This is a genomic window from Paenibacillus rubinfantis, from assembly GCF_001486505.1.
GTDB lineage: Bacteria > Bacillota > Bacilli > Paenibacillales > Paenibacillaceae > Fontibacillus > Fontibacillus rubinfantis.
In genome coordinates, this window is record NZ_LN909064.1 from 70,493 (window position 1) to 92,716 (window position 22,224).

The window sequence follows — 22,224 nt, forward strand, 5'->3', positions numbered from 1 at the left end:
ATGGATGATCGTTGGGTTTGGGTAGGAAACTATAACCATTTTAAATGATAGTGATAATCATTATCAATTGTTATTTTTAGAATAGGATACATTTACATGCAGATGACGGGCTTCTTCTTAGCAGGATGGGATCTGTTTCGTTGACAAAATCTTGGATTGGGAATATAGTTTAAGTAAACGTTTACGTCCGTGAAATTACTATGATCTTGGGCTGCGGAGGTTATATAGTGAGCGCAACAATTAAAGATGTCGCTAAGCTGGCTGGCGTATCTGTCGCCACCGTCTCGCGGGTGCTAAATGACTTGCCTGGATATTCGGAAGAGACTCGGGCGAAAGTGTTGAATGCGGTTACCGAGTTGGGTTATCAGCCGAACGCGATCGCCCGTGGTTTGGTGAACAAGCGAACCCAAACCATTGGGGTGCTGTTCCCAAGTGTATCAAGCGCGTTCTCCTCGGAGATCCTGCACGGGATCGAGGAGGCGGCGCAGGAACACGGCTACAGTGTTGTGGTCTGCAATACGGCTGAGGACGGGAAGCGGACGATGAAGTATTTGCAGGTGCTGCGGGAGAAGCAGGTGGACGGGATCATCCTGTCGAGTGGCGTGCTGAAAGAGGAGTACTATGAAACGCTCCGGAAGATGGGAATCCCGGTGGTGTTGGTAGCTTCGAAGTCCGAGTATGCCGACATCCCTTACGTCAAGGTGGATGACCACCAGGCGGCGTATGACGCCTGCACGTATTTGATCCGGCAGGGGCACCGCCGGATCGGGATGATCAGCGGCCCGGCCCACGACGTCATTGCCGGCGAACCGCGGATCGCCGGGTTCCGGGCGGCTCTGGCCGATCACGGCCTGCCGGTGGATGAGGCGCCCGTGCTGGACGGGCGCTTCAGCTTCGCCGGCGGTTGCAAGGCGGCGGAGGAGCTGCTGCGCCAAGCGCCGGAGGTCACGGCGGTGTTCGCCGCCGGCGATGAGATGGCGATCGGCGTGATCTACACGGCGTTGCGCTTGGGGGTTGCCGTTCCGGCGCAGCTCTCGGTGATCGGCTATGATAATCTCAAGCTGGCCGAGATGAGCTACCCGCCGTTGACCACCGTCGCCCAGCCGCTGGCCGGAATGGGCCGCCTGGCCGCATCCAAGCTGTTGACGCGGATCGAAACAGGCCAGCCGGAGGCCAGCGAATTCGTACCGCATCAGGTGGTCGAGCGAGGAACGGTGAGCCGGCGGGAGTAGGGAAGCTGCGATGGAGTGGGTGCGGAAACGGCTGGCGAAAGCCCCTTCTGTACCGCACACGATCGATCGCGGCATTGCGATGGCAGAGAGGGTAATAATAGCGGGATAAAATCCCCTTATTCACGGGAATGTGGCGTGTTGATCCGAAATAAGGGGAATAAATCCCCTTATTTCGGCCAAAACGTGGTGAAATGGCGTTCCCGGGCTCAAATAAGGACAATAAATACCGCTATTTTCGCCAGAAATCGAATCTGGGGCCAAATAAGACCATAAAATGTTCTTATTTGTTCGGGTTACCCAGGTTCGTATCTTTTTCGGCCAAACGTAAACGTTTACGTCCAATTGGGCAGAATGAGTAAATGACAAAGATGAGTGAGTACGTCAAAAAAGAGTAAGTTCGTCAAGGTGATTGGGATCGTCAAAAATGAGTAAGTTCATCAAGGTGAGTGGGATCGTCAAAAAAGAGTAAGATGACAAAGAGGAGGACCTATCGTGGACAAAAAGTGGTGGAAGGAAAGCGTCGTATATCAAATCTATCCGCGTAGTTTTATGGACAGCAATGGGGATGGGATCGGGGACTTAAGAGGGATTATCTCCAAGCTGGATTATCTGAAGACGCTGGGCGTAGACGTGGTTTGGTTATGCCCGGTGTACGAGTCGCCAAACGACGATAACGGGTACGATATCAGCAACTATCAATCGATTATGGATTCCTTTGGCACGATGAAGGATTGGGAGGAGCTGCTGGACGGACTGCATACGCGGGGCATGAAGCTGATTATGGACCTGGTTGTTAACCACAGCTCGGATGAACATCAATGGTTTGTGGAGTCGCGGAAATCGAAAGATAATCCGTACCGGGATTATTATATCTGGCGTCCGGGCAAGGAGGGGGAGACCCCGAACGACTGGGGTTCATTCTTCAGCGGACCGGCTTGGGAGTATGACGAAGCTAGCGGTGAATATTACCTTCACATGTTCTCCAAAAAGCAACCGGACCTGAACTGGGAAAACCCAAAGGTGCGCCGTGAAGTGTACGATATGATGACCTGGTGGCTCGATAAAGGGATCGACGGATTCCGGATGGACGTCATCAACATGATCTCCAAGCCGCCGGGGTTGCCGAACAGCGCGGAAGGCGGGACGTGCATCAATGGACCGCGGGTCCATGAATTCCTGCAGGAAATGAATCGCGAGGTCCTGTCCAAATACGATATCATGACGGTGGGCGAAACGCTGGATGTCACGCCGGAGGATGCTGTCCTTTTTGCCGGAACGGATCGGGAAGAGCTGAGCATGGTGTTCCAGTTCGAGCTGATGGGCATCGATTCGGGATCGGACGGCAAATGGTGGGGCAAACCGTGGACGCTGGTCGACTTCAAACAGATTCTCTCCAAGTGGCAAACGGAGTTGGAAGGGAAGGCGTGGAACAGCATTTATTTGAACAACCATGACCAACCGCGCCTGCTGTCGCGATTCGGCAATGACCGGGAGTATCGTCTCGTGTCGGCGAAAATGCTAGCCACGCTACTGCATACGCTGCAAGGGACGCCGTACATTTACCAGGGGGAAGAAATCGGCATGACCAACGTGCGGTTCGAGTCGATCGATGAGTACCGCGACATCGAGACGTTGAACATGTACAAAGAGTACCTGGAGAAAGGCCGCACGCCGGAGGAAATCATGGAGGCGATTTACGCCAAAGGGCGGGACAATGCCCGTACGCCGATGCAATGGGACGGCAGCAGCGCACATGCCGGATTTACCACCGGCACGCCATGGCTCGCAGTGAACCCGAATTACCGGGAGATCAACGTGGAGCGCGCGTTGGCGGATGAGAACTCGATTTTCCACTATTACCGTCGGCTCATCCAATTGCGCAAGCAGCATGAGGTGATCGTCTACGGAAAATACGAGTTGCTCAATGCTCAGGATGAGCAGGTATATGCGTATACCCGCATGTTGGGGCAAGAACAGCTGTTAGTTGTTTTGAATTTCTATGATCAACCGGCGCAATTTGCTTGGACGACGCCGGAAGCAGCGGCGCTTAGCGCCGACAAGGCCAAGGCGGCGGAGCTGCTCATTGCGAACTATGACGATGTGCCAACCGGCGTAGATGTGCGGAGCTTGGATCTGCGGCCGTACGAGGCGCGTGTCTATAAGCTGACCTATTAAGCCAAAAGAAGAGGACGCCTGAAATTCAGGGCGTCCTTTATTTATTCGTCCATATTTTCACAAGCTAGTGTAGTTAAGGATGATTTAACATCAAATGAACGGCCGTCATGGCCATCAGGTTATCAGGTTATCAGGCCTTAAGCTTTAAAGACTCGAATTTGCTCCTTCAGCTCGTTCATCAGTTGGTTCAGCGATTGCGCCGAAGCTTCGATGCCCTTGATGATCGCAGCTTGCTCTTCAGAGGAGCCGGCCACCGATTGCGCACTTAAGGCCGAATCCTTGGCGGTATTTAGCATGTCGCCCACCGAGGCGGCAATCTCTTCGGTGCCTGCGGAGATTTGCTGTGTTGTTGCCGACACGTCTTGAATTTGCGAGGAGACGTGATGGATAGACTCACGAATCTGGCCAAACGACACGCCCACGCTCTCCATTCGATGGATCCCTTTGTTGATCTCTTCGATGCTGGTTTTCACCGAATCCGCCGCCTGGGATGTGGAGCCTTGGATGAATTGAATCAATTCGACGATATGCGCGATCGATTGGCTGGTCTGCTCCGCGAGCTTCTTAACCTCCCCGGCCACAACGGCGAAACCTCGCCCCTGCTCCCCTGCCCGCGCCGCCTCAATGGAGGCGTTCAGGGACAGCAACGCCGTTTGGTTGGAGATATCGGAAATCACGTTAACGATCTCTCCAATTTCGTTGGAATGAGCGGTCAGGCGTTCGATATCGGTCGCGGTTTGATTGGCGGTGGACTGGATGTGCGCCATTTGCTCGATGGCCGATTGAATTTGCACGTAGCCGTTCTCCACCTCGCTGGCAGCCGCTTCAGCCCGCTCGGAGACGTTGCCGGACGCTTCGGCGATCCGCTGGACGCCAACGGCCATCTCTTCGGTTGCCCGCGCCGACTGCTCCGCGCCCTGCAACTGCGTTTCGGTGCCGCTGGCAACGCCTTGAATCGCATGCGTAATTTCGCCGGTTGCTTCGGTCGATTGGCGGGTGGCGTTAAGCAATTCGTCGGAAGCAGCCGCGACCTCGCCGATGGTACGATCGATTTGCTTCACCATCGTCGCTAAAGAATCGATCATCAGGTTGATATTGCCGCTCATCTGCCCGATTTCATCGTTCGAGGTGACTTTCACCCGTTCGTTTAGATGCCCGTCGGCGACTTGTTTCATGACAGCGGAAACGGCGTGAATCGGCTTCACGATTTGGCGTGCCAGGAAGTAGGCGATCCCGAAGACAAGGATCACAGTGGCAACAGCGATCGCGATGGACAGGTTCCGCGCATTGTTGACTTCAGCGAAAATCTCGCTCGTTGGCACGGTAATGACCATCTTCCAGCCGGTGCTGGGCACCGTACCGAAGTATGTAATCACTTCCTTCCCTTCCTCGCCGCGGTAGGTGATATGCCCGTTAGGCTGGTCGAGGAGGGTTTGGATGGCCTTCTTCAGCTCCGGTGTCTGGGCGTAATCCTGGATGTTCTTGTTGAACCGTTCGGCGTCCGGATAGCTGTAATACACGCCGGTATTGGAGATGACGTAAGCATAGCCGGTTTTGGCGATCTGAATCTTGCCGCTCAGCTGGGACAGCACGTCTGGAGTAACGGAGAAGGCCACCCCGCCCAGGAACTGTCCACTTTTATCGCTTACGGGAACCATGGCGGAAATAATGTACTTGTCCAAGGGTTCGAGATAGCTCATCTCGGCATAGGCTGGAGCCTTGTTCTGCTTGGCTTCCACGAAATACGGGCTTTCGGAGGAGTCCGCCGTCATGCCCAGCATATTCGTCAGCACCCCGTTCTTGTCGATGACGCTAAAGCCTTCCGATTGGTCGTCGCTTTGCTCGAGCACGTTCAGAATCGGAAAAATCCGGTCAGGGTGGAACGTCTGGAACTCCGGCTCCTGCTGGATCAGATTCTCTACAGCTTTGGTTTTGCTCGAGATCCATTCGTCGATGTTGGCGATGTTCATATCCAGCGTGGATTGGACCAATTCCTCGTTGTTTTGCGTCATGACGTCTCCGAAATAACTGACGAAGAAGAAGCTGGCGCCGAGGAGCGGGAAGAGGGAGGTCGCAAGAATAAGGATCAACAGCTTCCGTTGAAAAGATCCGGACTTCCCTTGGGACTTGTGTTTCTCTTTCCGTTTCTCTGTCTTGAACTTGAACATAAGTTACCCTCCTGAGGCTTGTGAAAATATGACTTAAGTCCATCGTAGCACGAAAAAAAGGGGCAATTTGGCACAAAATAGAGAAATCCGGGACTCAAATTTCGTCAATTTTTGAGGAATGATGACATATTTCGTTGACCGACCCGGGTCGCTCGTTTTGTATGGATCAAAGGAGTTTAGTACAGAAGGAAAACGGTTGTTATTCCGTGGACGCTATGGTACAATAATAATGCTGTTTTTGTATCGTAAATCTCAGAGTTATGGAATAGATGAAGGATGCTTCTCACTTAGGAGGTGGATTGAATGGATATTTTGCTCAAGGTATTGCTCGTTATTTTCTCGATCGGTTTGATCGCAGTCGTGTTGCTGCAGAAAGGGAAGAGTGCGGGTCTTTCCGGTGCCATCTCCGGGGGTGCTGAACATCTTTTCGGAAAAACAAAAGCGCGCGGCATGGAACTCGTCCTCGAACGGGTTACGGTTGGATTGGCTGTTGGGTTCTTCGTATTGTCGATCGTCGTTGCCGTTGTGCTGGACTAACCTTCAATTCTAGTCAGCGTAAGCCCTCGTTTCCTTCGGGAGACGGGGGCTTTTTTGCGTGCATTTTTGAAATGTATTGTAACAAAATTGAAAGGAATTTAATAGTAATAAATGTTAGATTATGTAGTATTTTCGTGGTTGTCAGGAGGTAAAAATATTACAATTTTGGTACATGCAATGAGAGGAGGAAGGAAATTGTACAAGCTAGTAGAAACGCTGGAGGAAGGAACCTTGTTTCACTCGATTTGGATGGAAGCCTGGATGGAAAAAGGCTTTGAACCGGAATTCGCCGACAACGTCTTAGGGCGTTGCCTCGTTTATGACGGGGCTGGGGTGCCGGTGGGAACGGTGGAGTTCAAGCCCTATGTTCCGCAATCGGACGAGCTGTTGAACCAACTGGTACCGTTTGACGATCACCCCGACATTAGGCTCGCTGGGCCGGGGGAAATCGCCGAGGTGGATAAAGTGGCTCTGCTGAGGCGGTATCGCGGCCGCAATCTCAACCGGTTGCTCGCAACGATCGTATTGTTTGCTCAGCAGAACGGGATCCGTCATTATGTCACCCTGCTTGAGCCTACGTTGTTTCGGGCGCTGAGAATCTCCTTCCATGTCCCGATGACCCAGGTTGGGGAACGTCAATTCTATAAAGGGGACGACGTCGTGCCAACGATTATTCATGTCTCTGAGTTTTACGAGAATCAGGAGCGTTACGAATGGTATATGGACACGCTCGAGAGCTTGAAAGAGGAAACGGTACTCACTACATAAATGGTATAAAACAAAAGGCTTGCCCGCGGTGAACTGCACCCCGTCAAGTAGACAGTATAAAAAATAAAAGCTCAATTAGGCGGCCTTGGTCCTGTACTCCATCGGACTGAGGCCGTTTAATTTTCTCTGTAATCGTTCGTAATTGTAAAAGTGGATATAGTCATCAATGTCGTTCTTCAACTGGTCAAAAGTCCGATAATTATGCAAATAATATTTCTCGCATTTCAATGTTCCCCAGAAGGATTCCATGGGCCCGTTATCAATGCATCGGCCTACTCGGGACATACTCTGCTTCATGTTGGCAGCATCCAGCTTTTCTTTAAAGTATGTTGAAGTGTACTGGAAGCCTCGGTCACTGTGAATCAATGGCTTACATTCGGACACAGATTCCAGTGCCAATTCTAGCGTCTTAAACACCAGTGGATTGTTGTTGGAGTGCCCCAGCACGTAAGATACAATCGTATTATCATGGAGGTCAAGAATCGCGCTTAAATAAGCCTTTTGTCCATGACCGTATTTGAACTCCGTTACGTCCGTCACCCACTTCTCGTTTGGCGCATCCGCCTGGAACTCGCGATTCAGCAAATTCTCGGCCACATGCTGAGGGGTGGAGCGTGGATATTTCTTTTTCTTTCGGCGGATCACCGATTGGATCCCCTTGATCTCCATTAATCGCTGTATGCGTTTGTGGTTAATTCGCTTTTCAAGCATTCTACGTAAATGCAGCGTGAGTTGACGGCAACCAAAGATGCCTTCGACCTTGTGGTACAAAGACATCATGACTTCCGTCAGCTCTTGGTTCTCCAACTGTCGCGGACTGGGCTTGTGGCTGAGCCATTTGTAATAACTTGACCTTGGTATCCCTGCCACCTCGCACAGAAGCTGTATGCTGAGCGACTCTGCCTGGTGCACGGCTTGTATCGCGAGATAGACGTTCTCCTGTCGATGCTGGCTTAACGACGCCCCCTTTGGAACTCCTGTAACTTTTTTAGGAATACATTCTCCGCTCGAAGCCGCTCAACTTCGTACTCCAGCTTCCTCATAGCAAGCTTCTGTTGGTCGGCCTCCGTAAGCTCCTCAGGCGCCTTCTTGCGCCCTCTGCCGTCGCGAAGAGCCTCTGGTCCACCGGCTTCGTACTTTTTAACCCACCCATATACTTGTTGGTAAGAGACCTTGAATTGGTCTGCCGCCTGGCTGTAATCTTGTCCATTCGCAAGGCAGTGCAAGACAATGTCAAGCCGCTCCTGCCACGTTGTAGAACGTCCCTTGGTCATAGCCGTCTTTCCCCCATTGTAAGCTCGTAAACTGCTATGACCATTATACTTCTTAATCCAATCGGCGAGTTGGGTTCGACTGGAAATCTTGTACTTATCGATGATCTGGTATTGTGACAACTCACCACGAAAATAATCCATGACCGCTTGTAATTTAAGCTCAGCAGAATAACTACGATTGCAAGTTCGAATCGCTAATCCCTCCATACCATACAGTCGATAACGATTTCGCCACTTCATTAAGGTGGACTTGCTGAACCCGAACTTCCTTACAGCGGCATTAATACCGATATGTCCGCCCTCGATCTCCTGCACAATGGCTAATTTCTCTACATCGGTAAGCTTTTTATTTGGCATGAAAAATGCTCCCCCTCACGGTAAACAGGTTTTATTATTTCACCTGTCTACCGTAGGGGGAGCATATCACGGGCAAGCCTTTTGAGCGTGGATTAGCCGATGGCAACAGGTTCTTTGGCCGCCTCCGACGGAAGCGAAGCTTCTGATTCGGGAGTCGCTTTTGCCTCCGGGACTGCAGGTACCGAAGAAGAAGGTACCGCCCCTACCGGTACCGGCTTAGCACTTGCGTTTGGCTTAGCTTCTTGTTCGGTTTTCCCTGCGGCGGTGACCGACAGCGAGAGAATCAGCGCATCAAGATCCTGGTAGTGCTGAACAATCTCGTGGATTTTGCCATCCTGGGCTTCGATCCCGGCCAAGATTTGCTGCGCTGCACTCATATTGTGCTCGGTGCTTTCGGCCAGCTCCATGATCTCTGCCATAATGCGGCCGTATCGATCCTGCATTTGCCGTACCGAACGATCGACCTCATCGGATTGCTGGTTCACGGTGCGAGCATTATCGGACACCTTCTCCACATAGCTCTGAACTTCCTGCGCTTCCTCCTGTCCCGTATGGATCGCGGTAGAGCCCAGCGTAATCTGCTCGGCGACGTTATTGATTTGCCCGATGACGTCCGCCAGAATGTCGTTAATGCTTTGGGTCGCTTTCTGCGAATTTTCCGCCAGCTTGCGGATTTCCATGGAGACGACGGCAAAGCCTTTGCCGTGTTCCCCGGCGTGAGCCGCTTCGATGGCGGCATTCATGGCCAGCAGGTTCGTCTGCGTGGAAATGCCATGGATCGTCTCCACGATGTGGCTGATCTGCTCATTCTGGTCACGAAGCTTCTGCATTTGCGTAACTGTGCCGGCGATGACCTGCTGCAGATGTTCAATATGTACGGATAAGGAATGCATTTTTGCGCCGGCGGCTTCGGTATTTTGCAGCATGTTGGTCGACAGATCCTGAAGCTGGGCCGAGATTTCAGCCGTCACCTCCACCGCTCCACCAACCTCCTGCACCGATTTCGTTGTTTCTTGCAGCCCTAACGTTTGCCGTTCCAGCGTTGAGGAGACGCTGCCAAAGGTTGTTGTGATCTCCTTGGAGATCGAGCCGGTCACGTTTACGTTGTCCCGCAGCTGTGTGCTTAGGCGTCCCAGCACGTCCAGCGAAGACTGTAAGTTCGTCAGCAGCTCGTCGCTGCGGCGTTTGGCCTCAGCGGTATCCTGCTGCTTGGCTAATACATCCTTCTGCAGGCGCTCGCTAAACCGGGCTGCAAAAGCTAAAGCGACGGTCAGAAATCCCAGGAACAGCAATAGATAACTGAGCGACTCCCGGGGGAATAATTTATCGTGGTAGAAGGGAACGTTGAAGAAATAAACCGTGATTCCCATACCCAAAACACCCGATAAAATGATCGGCTTGTAGTTTGAATACAACGTCATGATCCCGATCGACACATAGACAAGCAGATATGTACTGACGATCGGATCCGGATCGTGATAGATCAACAGAAAGGTCAGCAGCGAGGTGATGACGGGAATGACGAACATGACATATCGTGTTCCTTTGTTGGCGTAAGTCATGTAGGTCGCGATGGAGCAGCAGATTCCGCCGACGATGATCAAGGTGTACAGGACTTTGCTGTCGACTTGAATCATGATGTCGGTCAGGACGCCGAGGGCGACCATTCCCCAGATGATTTTGACGAATAACTTATTACGTCGTTGCAGAATGCTATTGTTCTCCATACCTTCTCCCTCTCCTAATTCGTGGAATTCCTCCATTATATTGTCGGCATCATTTTCATAAAAATTAAGCCTTTTTCATGAAATCCATGCGATTTCACGGATCCCCCGGCGAAAACGGATGCCGACGGCGAAATTCGTGTATACTAGGGGATATACGGATAGAGGAATATCATGGAAATCCGATGTAAAATAACACCCCGGCACCGATAGGACAGGCCGGGTTTGAGGTGAAATCATTTGAAATTAATCACAGAAGCAGAGCTGCTCGCTTTTATGCGGGAGACCGCGTATAAACCGATGACGTACCAGGAGCTGGAGGAGCATTTCGGCATCACGGATGCCGGCGAGTTCAAAGAGTTCCTGAAGATGCTGAACCGGTTGGAGCAGGAAGGACAGATTATATTAACCCGTACCCATCGTTACGGCGTGCCGGAACGGATGGATTTGGTGCGCGGTCGTTTGCAGGCCCATGCCAAGGGTTTTGCGTTTCTGATCCCGGAGGATCGCGACCACCCGGACGTCTACATCCATGCCAATGATTTAAAAAGTGCGATGAACGGCGACACGGTACTGGTGCGCGTCAGCTCGAAAAGCGCGGGCGGCGGCAAACTGGAGGGCGAGGTCGTGCGCATCGTCAACCGTGCCATTACCCAGGTCGTCGGCGTCTTCCAGAACAACGAATCGTTTGGCTTTATCATTCCGGATGACAAGCGGATCAACAAGGATCTGTTTGTCCCGCGGGAAGGTTTTGGCGGGGCGGTTGACGGCGAGAAGGTCGTGGCCGAAATCGTGGAATATCCGGAGGGACGGTCCGCAGCGGTTGGCCGGGTCATTGAGATTCTAGGACACAAGGACGATCCGGGCGTGGATATCCTGTCGATCATTCGCAAGCATCAGCTGCCGGAGGCGTTCCCGGACGAAGTCATGGCGGAGGCGCAGGAAGCGCCCGATGTCATCGATGAGGCGGATATCGTTCGCCAGGGGCGGCGGGATTTGCGCGACAAGGTGATCGTGACCATCGACGGCGAGGATGCAAAGGACCTGGACGATGCGGTTAACGTCGAGCGCCTGCCAAACGGGAATATCAAGCTAGGCGTGCATATCGCCGACGTTGGATATTACGTGCAGGAGGGCTCCCAACTCGATCAGGAAGCCTATAACCGCGGCTGCAGCGTGTACTTGGTGGACCGTGTCATTCCGATGCTGCCGCACCGGCTGTCGAACGGGATTTGCTCATTGAATCCGAAGGTGGACCGCTTCACGTTGTCCTGCGAAATGGAATTTAACGAGCAGATGAAGGTTGTGAAGCATGACATCTTCACGAGTGTGATCCGCACAAAGGAACGGATGACGTACACGAATGTGCGTAAAATCCTGCAGGGGGAAGATCCCGAAGTCACGGAACGGTATGCCGACCTGGTAGAGACGTTCCAGCTGATGAAGGAGCTGGCGCTGAAGCTGCGGGCGAACCGGATGCGGCGCGGCGCGGTCGACTTCGATTTCGAAGAGTCGAAGGTGATCGTCGATGAGAACGGCAAGCCGGTTGACATCGTGAAGCGCGAGCGTTCGATCGCCGAGCAGATCATCGAGGAATTTATGCTGGCGGCGAATGAAACGGTGGCGGAGCATTTTCATTGGCTGAAGGTGCCGTTTATATATCGGATTCACGAGGATCCGGATCAAGAGAAGCTGATGAACTTCATGGCGTTTGTCGCCAATTTCGGATATGCGGTCAAAGGCGGCAAGGGCAACAAGGTGCATCCGCGCTCGCTGCAAACGCTGCTGGAGGACATCCAGGGCACGAAGGAGCAGACGGTCATCAGCACGATGATGCTGCGTTCGATGAAGCAGGCGAAATACGATGCGGAAAGCACCGGGCACTTTGGCCTGGCGGCGGAGTTCTACACGCACTTCACGTCGCCGATTCGGCGTTATCCGGACCTGGTGATTCACCGGGTCATTCGCGAGGTGGCCGAGAGCGGCGGGACGTTAATCGATGCGCGGATGGAGTATCTGGCCAGCCGCATGCATGACATCGCGCAGCAATCGTCCGAGCGGGAGCGGATTGCCGTGGAGGCGGAGCGCGATACGGAACAGCTGAAGAAAGCGGAGTTCATGCTGGATAAGGTCGGGGAGGAATTCCCGGGCATTATCAGCAGCGTCACGAGCTTTGGCATGTTCATCGAGCTGGAGAACACGGTGGAAGGGCTGATCCGGCTTAGCGCGATGACGGATGATTATTACCATTTCCACGAGCAGCATATGGCGCTGATCGGGGAACGGACGTCGAAGATCTATCGGATCGGCGACGAGGTTAAGATCCGCGTGGCCCGCGTGAACATGGACGACCATACGATCGACTTTGAGATGGTCGATATGAAGCCGCGGCAGCGCGGGGATTTCGGCGGCGGGCGCGGAGGCTTTGACGGCGGCGGCGGAGGCCGCGGCGGGCGGCAAGGGCAAGAGCGGCGGCGGGAACGCCACCGCCGCGTTTGTCCGCAAGAAGAAGAAATAAGCGAGCCACGGGCAGCACGGCAGCATGAGAAGAGGGTCGATCAGGAGTGTTCCTGATCGGCCTTTTTTTGTTCGATAGGCTTGGGCCGGAGGAGGAAATAACTGCAGGAGTGCAGCTATTTCCGCGGATTATTGGCATTAACCTCAAATAGCTGCAAGAATGCACGTATTTCCAAGGAAAAAGCCGATTTTCTCAAAAATCGCAGAAAATAACTGTATTTACGCATCTATTTAGCCGGTTGAGCCCCGTTTGCGAGGAAATAAGTGCATTTACGCAGTTATTTCGCTGATTCCGTGCAATCCACATTCCGTCCATGCGGTCCATGCGGTCCATGCGCGCTACTCCCGGCGCGCGTTTCTGGCGGCACGAGGGGCGGTCAGGCCATATGCGTGGCTAACTTGATCCACAGGGGGCAGCTCCCTACGAACGGCTGTTTCCTACAGTGGCTTCATGACTTCCTCATAGACAAAATCCAAATAAACAATATACTAAGTATATATAGTATATCTGGATAAGATGGGAGTGGCCTGATTTGAAAAATCTGCCCTTATATAAACAGATTCAGGATGATATCAAGGAGCGGATCCAAGCCGGGGAGCTGCGGCCGGGAGACCGGATTCCGTCGGAGAAGGAATTGGCCGAGGAGTACCATGTCAGCCAAATCACCAGCAAAAATGCGTTGATCGGCCTGGCGGACGAAGGGATCCTGACGCGGCATCAAGGCAAAGGGACTTTCGTGAATAACGAGGTGTGGAGTTATTTGAACGCGGCCAGTGCCGCGCAGCGCATGGACCATTCCCGCAAGGGAACGATCGGCTTGATTATCCCTACGTTGCAAACCAAGGTGGAGCAGCGGATCGTCGACAATATCGAGCGGTTTGCCTGGGCGTCGGGGTATCAACTCACGCTGAGTATCTCGCGGGAATCGCAACGCAACGAAAGCGAAGCGATTGAAGCCTTTCATCGCAACGGTGTGAAGGGCATCGTGATTTTTCCGACGGAAGAGGAGAACTATAACGAGGATATTTTGCGCCTGTCGATTGATAAGTTTCCGCTGGTGCTAATTGACCGTTACCTGAAAGATATTCGGACCTACAGCGTAAGTGCGGACAACGAAAAGGGAACCTTCGACGCCGTCAGCTACTTGCTGGACCAGGGGCACCGGGAAATCGCCTTGATTTCGCCCGTGATCACGAACACTGTAACGGAAGACCGCGCCGCCGGCTTTGAACGGGCTTTCTATCAGAACCAATTGCCGATCAACAAAAACCAATGGTGCGTTCTGAATATCAACGATATCCATAACGGGAACGGCGAAGCGATGATCTATGAATTTTTCCGCGCCCACCCCGAGATTACGGCGGCCTTCGTTATGAATGCGCAGCTGACGAAGTTTGCTTATCAAGCCCTGCAACGGTTGAATAAAAAGGTGCCGGAGGAATTTGGCCTCTTTGGCTTCGACGAGCCGGGGCGTCCAGGGGCTCATTTCGTGCAGCAGGATATCGAGACGATGTGCAAGCATACTGTGGAATGTTTGTTGGAGCAGTTGGAAAGTCTTTCAAATCCGCGCAGAGTCACGGTACCCGTAGAATTAATCATATAAAATATATTATATACTAAATAAAGTATACTAATATCTATTTGGATATACTAAAATGCAAATGTAAAGCGGTTACATCCTACGCAGACACCCAACATTCGTAATCGCGATTCACTATTCAGGCCAATTCAATAGGGAGGTTATGCACGTGAAAACCAATCGCTTGGCAATCATTGCGGTGTCTTTGGTCATGTCCATGTTGGTAGCGCTTACAGGTTGCGGATCCGGCAACAATGCCAACTCGGCCAATGCCTCGAAGGAACCGGCAAACCAGAATCAAAACACTTCGAACGGGCAGCAAGCCGCTTCGGATGAGAAGGTTGAGATTTCCTTTATGGGTCATGGGGATCCCAACGAGAAGAAGATTTTTGCCTCATTAATCAAGTCCTTTGAAGCTAAATACCCCAATGTGAAAGTGAACTACACAAGCGTGCCGCCGGCCGAATACAACCAGAAGCTCACGACGCTGGTCGCTTCGGGCAAAGCGCCGGATATCTTCTATCTGTCCGGACCCGCCTTCTACAAATATGCGGAAGCTGGTACGATTCTGAACATTCAAACCTATTTGGACAACACGGAGTTATTCGCTCAAGACAACGTTTGGAAGCAAGCGCTCGACCGTTATCGGTATGACGGGGAGTCGCTGGGAACGGGAGACTTGTACGGGCTTCCTAAAGACGTGGGCCCATGGGCGATGGCCTACAACAAAGACCTCTTTGATGAAGCAGGGGCCGAATATCCCTCGGCGGAGCCGGGCGGTTGGACTTGGGACGATTACCTGAAGGCCGCTCAAGCCGTCACGAAGGATACGAATGGCGACGGCAAATCCGATATTTTCGGTGGAGCGGGCTTCCCGCTGGAAGCTGCGGTATGGGGCAACGGCGGCGATTACATCGACTATACGACCGGTACCATCAAGGTGGATACGCCGGAGTTTGCCGAAGCGATGCAATTTATCGCCGATTTGAATCTGAAGCATCATGTCAGCCCTTCCGCGGACGATGAGAAGGCGATGAACAGCTATTCGCGTTTTGTCGCTGGCAAAATCGGTATGTTCCCGCTGGGGCCTTGGGATCAACCGGCTTTCTGGGATCTGCCTTTTGGCTGGGATATCGCGCCGTGGCCGGCCAGCCCGAACACGGGGAAAACGTCCACTTGGCTGGGATCGATGGGCTTTGCGCTTTCCAGCAAATCCAAGCATCCGCAAGAGGCGTTTAACTTGGCTGCCTTCTTGTCCCTGGACCCTGAGGGTCAGAAGCAAAACATGGAGATGGGGCAGGCCGTACCGAACTTGATCGACATGGCGACCAACGATTATCTGAATAACGGTAAAGCGCCGGAGCACAAGCAGGTCTTCCTTGACATCATCGATTACGGACATCCACCGGTGGAATACGGTTCGAAGGATACGCAATGGCTGGATACCTTCAACCAAGAGGCCAGCAAAGTGTGGAACGGTAAGCAGACGGCGGCGGAATGGGTCAAAGAGATCGCACCGAAGCTGCAAGATTTGTATGACAAAGCGAACAAGTAATTCGGGATAACATCTACAAAGGAAGGTGGAAGCCAGGCGCGTACTGCTTTCACCTTCTCTTAATTCTTTCGCGGGAAGGAAGAGGGTCATGACCAATAAAATCCCCGGTTTTCGGCGCAAGGAGATCCTGTGGGCTTACGGGTTCGTTGCAGTGCCGCTGCTCGGATTCCTGATCTTCGGGCTTGCACCGTTAGTCGCTTCGGCCGTTCTAAGCTTAACCCAGTGGGACATGGTTTCATCCCCTAAGTTTGTCGGATTGGCCAACTACGTGGACTTGTTTAAGGATGAAAAGGTATATAAATCGCTGTTTAACACGGTGTTTATGCTGATTGGCATTCCGCTCGGCATGGTATTGTCGCTGCTGCTGGCCATTCTCATGAATCAGAAGATCAAAGGGATTTCGGTATTTCGGACGATCTATTACATCCCGGTGATCTCGCCGATCATCGCAGTCTCGCTCTTGTGGCAATGGATTTTAAACCAAGACTACGGGCTGTTAAATCAGATGTTATGGAATGGGTTCCATATTAACGGACCCAACTGGCTTGGTGATCCGCGTTGGATCAAGCCTTCCCTGATCCTGATGGGGCTGTGGGGCGGCATCGGGGGCAATATGGTGCTTTATCTGGCTGGGTTGCAGTCGATCTCCCGAAGCTACTACGAGGCGGCCGAGGTGGATGGGGCGAACGGGTTCCAGAAATTCACCCGGATTACGTTCCCGCTTCTGTCGAATATCCATTTCTATATCGTGGTGATGGGCGTCATCGGGACGTTCCAGGCGTTCAGCCAGATTTATGTGATGGCGGCGGACGGAGGACCCGAATTCAGCGCGGCGACGGTGGTCTTCTATATCTACCAGCATGCGTTCGAATACTTCAATATGGGCTACGCCAGTTCGTTAGCTTGGGTACTAGGCATTATCATCTTCATCTTAACGCTGCTCCAATTCCGTTTGTCCAAACGTTGGATATACAACGACTAGGAAAGCGTTCTGAGATTTTAGCATTGGAGGCGTGTTTATGCTGCTGAGACGTCGAATTACCCTTAGCATCAATGTTTTGATCTTACTCATTGGTTCCATTATCATGCTGGCCCCGCTGGCCTGGTCGCTGTCCACCTCCCTCAAGGAGAAGAAAAATGTGTTCGACCTTCCGCCCAAATGGATCCCGGATCCCGCCACGTTTGCCAACTACAAAGGGGTTTGGGCCGAGGCGCCGATTCTGCACGGGTTTCTGAACAGCGCGACGATCGTGGTTTTTGTCTTGACGATCGGTTTATTCGTCTCCACGATGGCGGCTTATGCGTTTGCTAAGGTGGATTTTCCGTTTAAAGAAACGATCTTTATGTGTTTGCTCGGTACGATGATGATTCCGTATTCGGTGATGATGATCCCGCAATTTATCGGGTTCTCCGAATTGGATTGGGTGGACACGTTGCTGCCGTTGATCGTTCCCGGGCTGTTTGGCAACATCGTGGTGGTGTTCTTTTTACGCCAATTCATGCAAGGGTCGATTCCGACTGAGTTGATTGAAGCTGCCAAGCTGGACGGGAGCGGATTTATTCGCACCTTCGTGCAAATCGCCCTGCCAATCGCTAAACCGGCGATCGCCGCTCAAGCGGCACTAGGCTTCATGGGGATCTGGAACGATTTCCTCGGTCCCTTGATTTATCTGCACACGCCGGAGAAGCAAACGATTCAGGTCATGATTGCTTCCCTTCAATCGATGTATATCAGTAACTCCGATTATCCGTTGATTATGTCGGCTTCGGTGATCGCTATGGTTCCCGTCATCCTGGTGTTCTTTTTCTGCCAGAAGTATTTTGTCGAGTCGCTGGCGATCAGCGGGTTGAAGGGATAGGAAGCGAACATGGAACAGCACATGCCCAGGAGTAGGAAGAAGTGGATGCTGGCAGCTCTGTGTTCTGTCGTCTGGATGGCTCTTATTCTCACATCATGCAGCTCGAACGAAGAGGTGAAGGTCAAATTGTATAGCAAACAGGATCCAACCTATCAGAACCCTTTTACCCTGCCCGAGGAATGGGAGGATTACGGAATCGGCGACCCCTATATTCTTCGCCACGACGGAATGTATTATCTCTATTGCAGCACGAAAGACGGCCGGCCCGGGATCAAAGGCTGGAGCTCGGAGGACCTGATACATTGGACCCCCGAGGGGCTGGTGACCGAGGATCCAATTACGACGGGGGCGTATGCGCCCGAAGTGGTGTATTGGAACGGTTATTTCTATATGTACACTTCGCCCGCCGGGAACGGGCACTATGTGTTACGGAGCGAACGTCCAACAGGGCCGTTCGAGGTCCAGACGGAGAATTTGGGACTTAGTATCGACGGTTCGGTTTTTATTGATGATAACGGCCAGTGGTATTTCACGCATGCAGGCGATCAGGGCATTGTCATTCATCCGATGACGGATCCCTACACGATGGATTTTGGGACGACGACCAACGCGTTTCTCGGCCACTGGACGGAAGGCTCGACCATTATCAAACGAAACGGCACTTATTATATGACCTACACCGGAAATCACGTGTTCAGCAAAGGCTATCGGATCAACTATGCCGTCGCCCACGACGACCCCACCGGGAATTATCAGGTACCGGAAAATAATCCGCTGGTCATTCACACGTCCGGCTCCTTTGTGGGCTTGGGCCACAGCTCCAGCTTTATGGGGCCGGATCTGGATTCCTACTATATGGTGTATCACAATTTGGTTGGCCGCTCCGCGGAGGGCCCGCCGGTTCGGCAAATGGATATCGATCGCCTCGTCTTTAACGGCGACCGGATGGAGGTGTTGGGGCCGACGAATACCGCGCAGCCGGTGCCGAAGCAAGCGGATTTCCACAGCCGCTTGGATCAGCCGGAAGCTGAGGCGAACTGGGATATGGAGACGCGGGTGGACGGCACAAGCCGATGGGTAAGCCAGGCGGAAACAACCGCCGGGTTTACCGCCGAGTACAACCTGAGCCTAAAGCAGCTGACGGATGAGGAGCAGGCGTATGTGGAGGCGATTTTTTCGTATACCGATTCGGAAAATTATTGGTCGGCGCGCTTAAAACCGGCGAACGGCGAGTTGTCCGTAATGCAGGTCCGCGAAGGACAGGTACATCCACTCGACAGCCTCCAATTGCCGGAAGAGTTCGATTACACGAAGCTTCATACGGTGCGCGTGGAAAATGACGGAAGTGCGGTACGCGTGTATTTTGACCAAATGCAGAAGTTTAACCTCCCCGTGCAGGCGAGCGTTACGGGCCGGATCGGCTACGCGGCGTTCCAGGTTGATCCTTCGTATTCGTACACAGCTTTCTCTAATGATGTTAACGGGAGCAGCGATTTCGAGGTGTATAAGCCGATTCCGGGGACGGTGGATGCCGTTCATTATTTGAAGGAGCCCGGCCGTGGGTTCCAAGTGAACTCGGCGGATTCCGCTGCTGAGGTGGAGTACCGTAAGGCAGAGGGAGTTTCCATCGGGTTGGCGGAGGATCGCAGTTATTTTGTGAAGCTGAAGCAGGAACAGGATTGGCTGTCTTATAAGATAAACGTGGTTAAAAGTGGAACCTACGGCTTAACGATGCGCCTGTTGACCACGGAGGAAGCGGCAATGGTTGAGGTGAGCAGCGGGAAGCAGAAGCAAACTTTTAAGCTTGCGGCAGATGCCGAGCCGGGATGGAAAACGATCCAGCTTGGGACGATGGAGCTTCCGGAAGGCTACCATACGCTAAAAATCAAACTGCTGAAAGGCCAGATTGCCTTCAGGGAATTGAATCTCTATGCATCGGCGAAAGTGCCGAAGGCCGGGGGAAATCTGCTGGACGCGGTGGAAGCCGAGGAGATCTACGGGGCTTTTGAAGCGATTGACGGCGGGTTTCAAGGAAGCGGGATCGCGGATGATCGCCTGTTTGTGGGAGATGCCGCTTGGGGTGATTACGAGTTATCCGTGCAAGTTGGCATTCCAGAGAGCTTGAGTGGGGAAGGCCAGGTGTTTGTCCGCACGACCAACGAGTCCTACTTCCAGCATCAGGTCCAGGACTCGGCGATGGGTTACGCGATCAGCCTGACCGACGGACAGCTGCAGCTGTTGAAGCTCAACTATGATTCGCTGGCGGTGAGCAGCGGTCACGCCGAGATGGAACCTGGACAGACCTACACGCTGCGCGTGGTGATGAACGGTTCCCGGATTCAAGTTTATTGGGGCGAGGCGGATGAACCGGTTATTGATTTTACGGACTCCGATCCTTTTTTCCATGGAAGAGTAGGGCTTCGGAGTATCGGTTCGACGTTCCGCTTTAGCGAGATGCAAGTGAATGAGACCAGATAGATAGAGGAAAAGGAGTAAACCCATGACAACCCATATGTATATCAAGGATTACCCCAGACCGCAATTGGTGAGGGAACAATGGATCAATCTCAATGGAGAGTGGGACTTCCGCTTTGACGATGGCAATCTCGGCGAACGGGAGAAATGGTACGTGGATCTGCAGGCTGATCGCAAGATCCGGGTGCCGTTTACGTACGAAACCAAACTGAGCGGGATCGGAGAGGAGAGCTTCCACCCCCAGGTCTGGTATGAGAAAAAACTGACCCTCCCGGCTGATGCGGCGGGGCGGCGGGCGATGCTTCACTTTCAAGCCGTCGATTACCGGGCTAAGCTGTGGGTGAACGGCGTTTACGTCGGGCAGCATGAGGGCGGTTATGCCGCGTTCTCTTTTGATATCACGCCGTACGTCACCTTCGGCAGCGAAAACGTGCTGACGCTGAAGGTGGAAGACAGCGAGAGCTGCACCCAACCTCGCGGGAAGCAACGCTGGCAGAGCGAAAGCTTCGAATGCTTCTACGTGCAAACCACGGGGATCTGGCAAACGGTATGGTTGGAATTCGTAGACTCGGCGCATGTGGATGCTGTGAAGATCACGCCCGATTACGATCAACGGACGGTGGCTTTTGAATATCAGGTGGCGGGCGACTTGACGGGCGGCCAACTGGAGCTGGAAACTGTTATCTCCCTGAAAGGGAAAACTGTCAAACGATTGCGTCTAGCCATCGACCGGCCTTGGATCCGCGTGGATGCCAGCTTGCTGCATGAAGCCGGAGGACCGTGGAAGTTCAGCGAGTGGTCGCCGCAGCATCCGAATTTGTATGATGTGGAATTTATTTTATACCGGGACGATCAGGTGGTTGACCATGTGTACTCCTATTTCGGGATGCGGAAGATCTCCATCGAAAATGGCAAAGTGCTGCTGAACAATACGCCGATCTATCAACGTTTGATCCTGGATCAGGGGTATTGGCCGGATTCGCATTTGACGCCACCTTCCGAGGAGGCGATTCTCAAGGATATCGACAGCATCCTGGCGATGGGCTACAACGGCGTGCGCAAGCACATGAAGATCGAAGATGCTCGGTTCCTGTATTGGTGTGACGTGAAAGGGCTGCTGGTTTGGTCGGAAATGGCGGCCACCTTCGAGTTTAATGATCGGGCGGTCGAGGCGTTTACGAAGGAATGGGTCGAAATCGTCCGCCAGCAATATAATCACCCGAGTATTATTACCTGGGTTCCCTTTAACGAGTCTTGGGGTGTCGCGAATATTTTACACGACCGGAAGCAGCAGAAGTTTACCGAAGGCATTTATCACCTGACCAAAGCCATCGACCCATATCGCCCGGTGGTGACGAACGACGGGTGGGAGCATACGGTTTCGGACATTTTAACGCTGCATGATTATGAGGAATCGGGAAGCCGCTTCCTGGAGCGGTACAAGGACATGGAGGCGGTCACCGGCAATAAGATCTCCTTCAACAATTGGAAGTATGCGATGGCTCAAGGGTACGCCTACCGTGGTCAACCGATTCTTGTAACGGAGTTCGGCGGGATCGCTTTCCAATCGGAATCCGGCTGGGGGTACGGCAACCAGGTGAACGGGGACGAGGCGTTTATCGAACGGTTCGAAAGCATCACGAAAGCGATCAAGTCGATCGATTCCATCTGCGGCTACTGCTATACGCAAATTACCGACGTGCAGCAGGAGGTTAACGGCTTGTTAACGGAGTCGCGCGAGCCGAAGGTGCCGATCGAGACAATTCGGCGGATTAATCTGGAATAGGTTTTATAAGCAGAACCCCAATCAAGAGGCTGGCGGCATGGACCGCGGGCCTCTTTTTTTGGGTTGAGCGGCGCGTGTTGTCCCAGTTTCTTCCGGGGTTGTGTGCTGTTGGAAGATTAACGATCATATAAATTAAATTAGATCAGTATTAACGTTGGCCAAACCTTCCGAAAACACTCGCTTAACATTTGTCCCCTACAGTAGGAAAGGTGGGTTT

At 52.7% G+C, this 22,224-nt stretch carries 15 protein-coding genes; 11 read left to right on the forward strand and 4 right to left on the reverse strand.

Annotated elements, in window-relative coordinates:
• Positions 1-227: 227 nt before the first annotated feature.
• On the forward strand, positions 228-1,232 hold the full coding sequence (locus tag BN3277_RS08775) for a LacI family DNA-binding transcriptional regulator (RefSeq protein ID WP_059041902.1): 1,005 nt from the start codon (positions 228-230) through the stop codon (positions 1,230-1,232).
• Positions 1,233-1,724: 492 nt separating this feature from the next.
• A complete protein-coding gene (locus BN3277_RS08780; RefSeq protein ID WP_059041903.1) occupies positions 1,725-3,407 on the forward strand; it encodes a glycoside hydrolase family 13 protein in 1,683 nt (560 codons plus the stop codon).
• A 137-nt stretch (positions 3,408-3,544) separates the two neighbouring features.
• On the opposite strand, the gene BN3277_RS08785 is transcribed toward BN3277_RS08780, so the two are convergent.
• Positions 3,545-5,575 carry a methyl-accepting chemotaxis protein gene (locus tag BN3277_RS08785; protein WP_059041904.1) on the reverse strand — a complete coding sequence of 677 codons (2,031 nt, stop codon included), beginning with the start codon at positions 5,573-5,575 and terminating at the stop codon, positions 3,545-3,547.
• Between the two features lie 303 nt (positions 5,576-5,878).
• On the opposite strand from BN3277_RS08785, the gene secG reads away from it, so the two are divergent.
• Together secG and BN3277_RS08795 are read left to right on the forward strand one after the other, a co-directional pair.
• On the forward strand, positions 5,879-6,112 hold the full coding sequence (secG, locus tag BN3277_RS08790) for a preprotein translocase subunit SecG (protein WP_059041905.1): 234 nt from the start codon (positions 5,879-5,881) through the stop codon (positions 6,110-6,112).
• Positions 6,113-6,307: 195 nt separating this feature from the next.
• Positions 6,308-6,880: a GNAT family N-acetyltransferase gene (locus BN3277_RS08795; protein ID WP_059041906.1), complete on the forward strand. Its 573-nt coding sequence runs from the start codon at positions 6,308-6,310 to the stop codon at positions 6,878-6,880.
• A gap of 75 nt (positions 6,881-6,955) precedes the next feature.
• On the opposite strand, the gene BN3277_RS08800 is transcribed toward BN3277_RS08795, so the two are convergent.
• From BN3277_RS08800 to BN3277_RS08810, 3 genes are all read right to left on the reverse strand, one after another.
• Positions 6,956-7,876: an IS3 family transposase gene (locus BN3277_RS08800; protein WP_148501012.1), complete on the reverse strand. Its 921-nt coding sequence runs from the start codon at positions 7,874-7,876 to the stop codon at positions 6,956-6,958.
• Complete coding sequence (locus BN3277_RS08805) at positions 7,834-8,511, reverse strand: helix-turn-helix domain-containing protein (protein WP_059041907.1); 678 nt, start codon at positions 8,509-8,511, stop codon at positions 7,834-7,836. Before BN3277_RS08805 ends, BN3277_RS08800 begins: the two co-directional genes overlap by 43 nt.
• A gap of 92 nt (positions 8,512-8,603) precedes the next feature.
• The gene (locus tag BN3277_RS08810) at positions 8,604-10,238 is read right to left on the reverse strand and encodes a methyl-accepting chemotaxis protein (RefSeq protein WP_059041908.1); all 1,635 of its coding nucleotides are present in this window, start codon (positions 10,236-10,238) and stop codon (positions 8,604-8,606) included.
• 273 nt (positions 10,239-10,511) lie between these two features.
• Here BN3277_RS08810 and rnr point away from each other — a divergent pair, with 273 nt between their 5' ends.
• From rnr to BN3277_RS08845, 7 genes are all read left to right on the forward strand, one after another.
• Entirely contained in the window at positions 10,512-12,809 is a 2,298-nt protein-coding gene (gene rnr, locus BN3277_RS08815; protein ID WP_232436392.1) for a ribonuclease R, read from the forward strand.
• Positions 12,810-13,285: 476 nt separating this feature from the next.
• Positions 13,286-14,356, forward strand: coding sequence for a GntR family transcriptional regulator (locus BN3277_RS08820; protein ID WP_059041909.1), 1,071 nt, complete (start codon positions 13,286-13,288; stop codon positions 14,354-14,356).
• A gap of 139 nt (positions 14,357-14,495) precedes the next feature.
• The gene (locus tag BN3277_RS08825) at positions 14,496-15,887 is read left to right on the forward strand and encodes an ABC transporter substrate-binding protein (RefSeq protein ID WP_187380051.1); all 1,392 of its coding nucleotides are present in this window, start codon (positions 14,496-14,498) and stop codon (positions 15,885-15,887) included.
• Between the two features lie 88 nt (positions 15,888-15,975).
• A complete protein-coding gene (locus tag BN3277_RS08830; protein ID WP_059041911.1) occupies positions 15,976-16,869 on the forward strand; it encodes a carbohydrate ABC transporter permease in 894 nt (297 codons plus the stop codon).
• 37 nt (positions 16,870-16,906) lie between these two features.
• Positions 16,907-17,746: a carbohydrate ABC transporter permease gene (locus BN3277_RS08835; protein WP_059041912.1), complete on the forward strand. Its 840-nt coding sequence runs from the start codon at positions 16,907-16,909 to the stop codon at positions 17,744-17,746.
• 45 nt (positions 17,747-17,791) lie between these two features.
• Positions 17,792-20,224 carry a family 43 glycosylhydrolase gene (locus BN3277_RS08840; protein ID WP_059041913.1) on the forward strand — a complete coding sequence of 811 codons (2,433 nt, stop codon included), beginning with the start codon at positions 17,792-17,794 and terminating at the stop codon, positions 20,222-20,224.
• A gap of 22 nt (positions 20,225-20,246) precedes the next feature.
• Positions 20,247-22,007: a glycoside hydrolase family 2 gene (locus BN3277_RS08845; RefSeq protein WP_059041914.1), complete on the forward strand. Its 1,761-nt coding sequence runs from the start codon at positions 20,247-20,249 to the stop codon at positions 22,005-22,007.
• The last annotated feature ends 217 nt before the right edge of the window (positions 22,008-22,224 follow it).

Coding starts and splice junctions, on each gene's coding strand:
- BN3277_RS08830 (WP_059041911.1), top strand. CDS start 15,976: ATGACCAATAAAATCCCCGGTTTTCGGCGCAAGGAGATCCTGTGGGCT.
- BN3277_RS08805 (WP_059041907.1), bottom strand. CDS start 8,511: ATGCCAAATAAAAAGCTTACCGATGTAGAGAAATTAGCCATTGTGCAG.
- BN3277_RS08835 (WP_059041912.1), top strand. CDS start 16,907: ATGCTGCTGAGACGTCGAATTACCCTTAGCATCAATGTTTTGATCTTA.
- BN3277_RS08845 (WP_059041914.1), top strand. CDS start 20,247: ATGACAACCCATATGTATATCAAGGATTACCCCAGACCGCAATTGGTG.
- BN3277_RS08840 (WP_059041913.1), top strand. CDS start 17,792: ATGCTGGCAGCTCTGTGTTCTGTCGTCTGGATGGCTCTTATTCTCACA.
- secG (WP_059041905.1), top strand. CDS start 5,879: ATGGATATTTTGCTCAAGGTATTGCTCGTTATTTTCTCGATCGGTTTG.
- rnr (WP_232436392.1), top strand. CDS start 10,512: ATGCGGGAGACCGCGTATAAACCGATGACGTACCAGGAGCTGGAGGAG.
- BN3277_RS08825 (WP_187380051.1), top strand. CDS start 14,496: ATGCACGTGAAAACCAATCGCTTGGCAATCATTGCGGTGTCTTTGGTC.
- BN3277_RS08810 (WP_059041908.1), bottom strand. CDS start 10,238: ATGGAGAACAATAGCATTCTGCAACGACGTAATAAGTTATTCGTCAAA.
- BN3277_RS08785 (WP_059041904.1), bottom strand. CDS start 5,575: ATGTTCAAGTTCAAGACAGAGAAACGGAAAGAGAAACACAAGTCCCAA.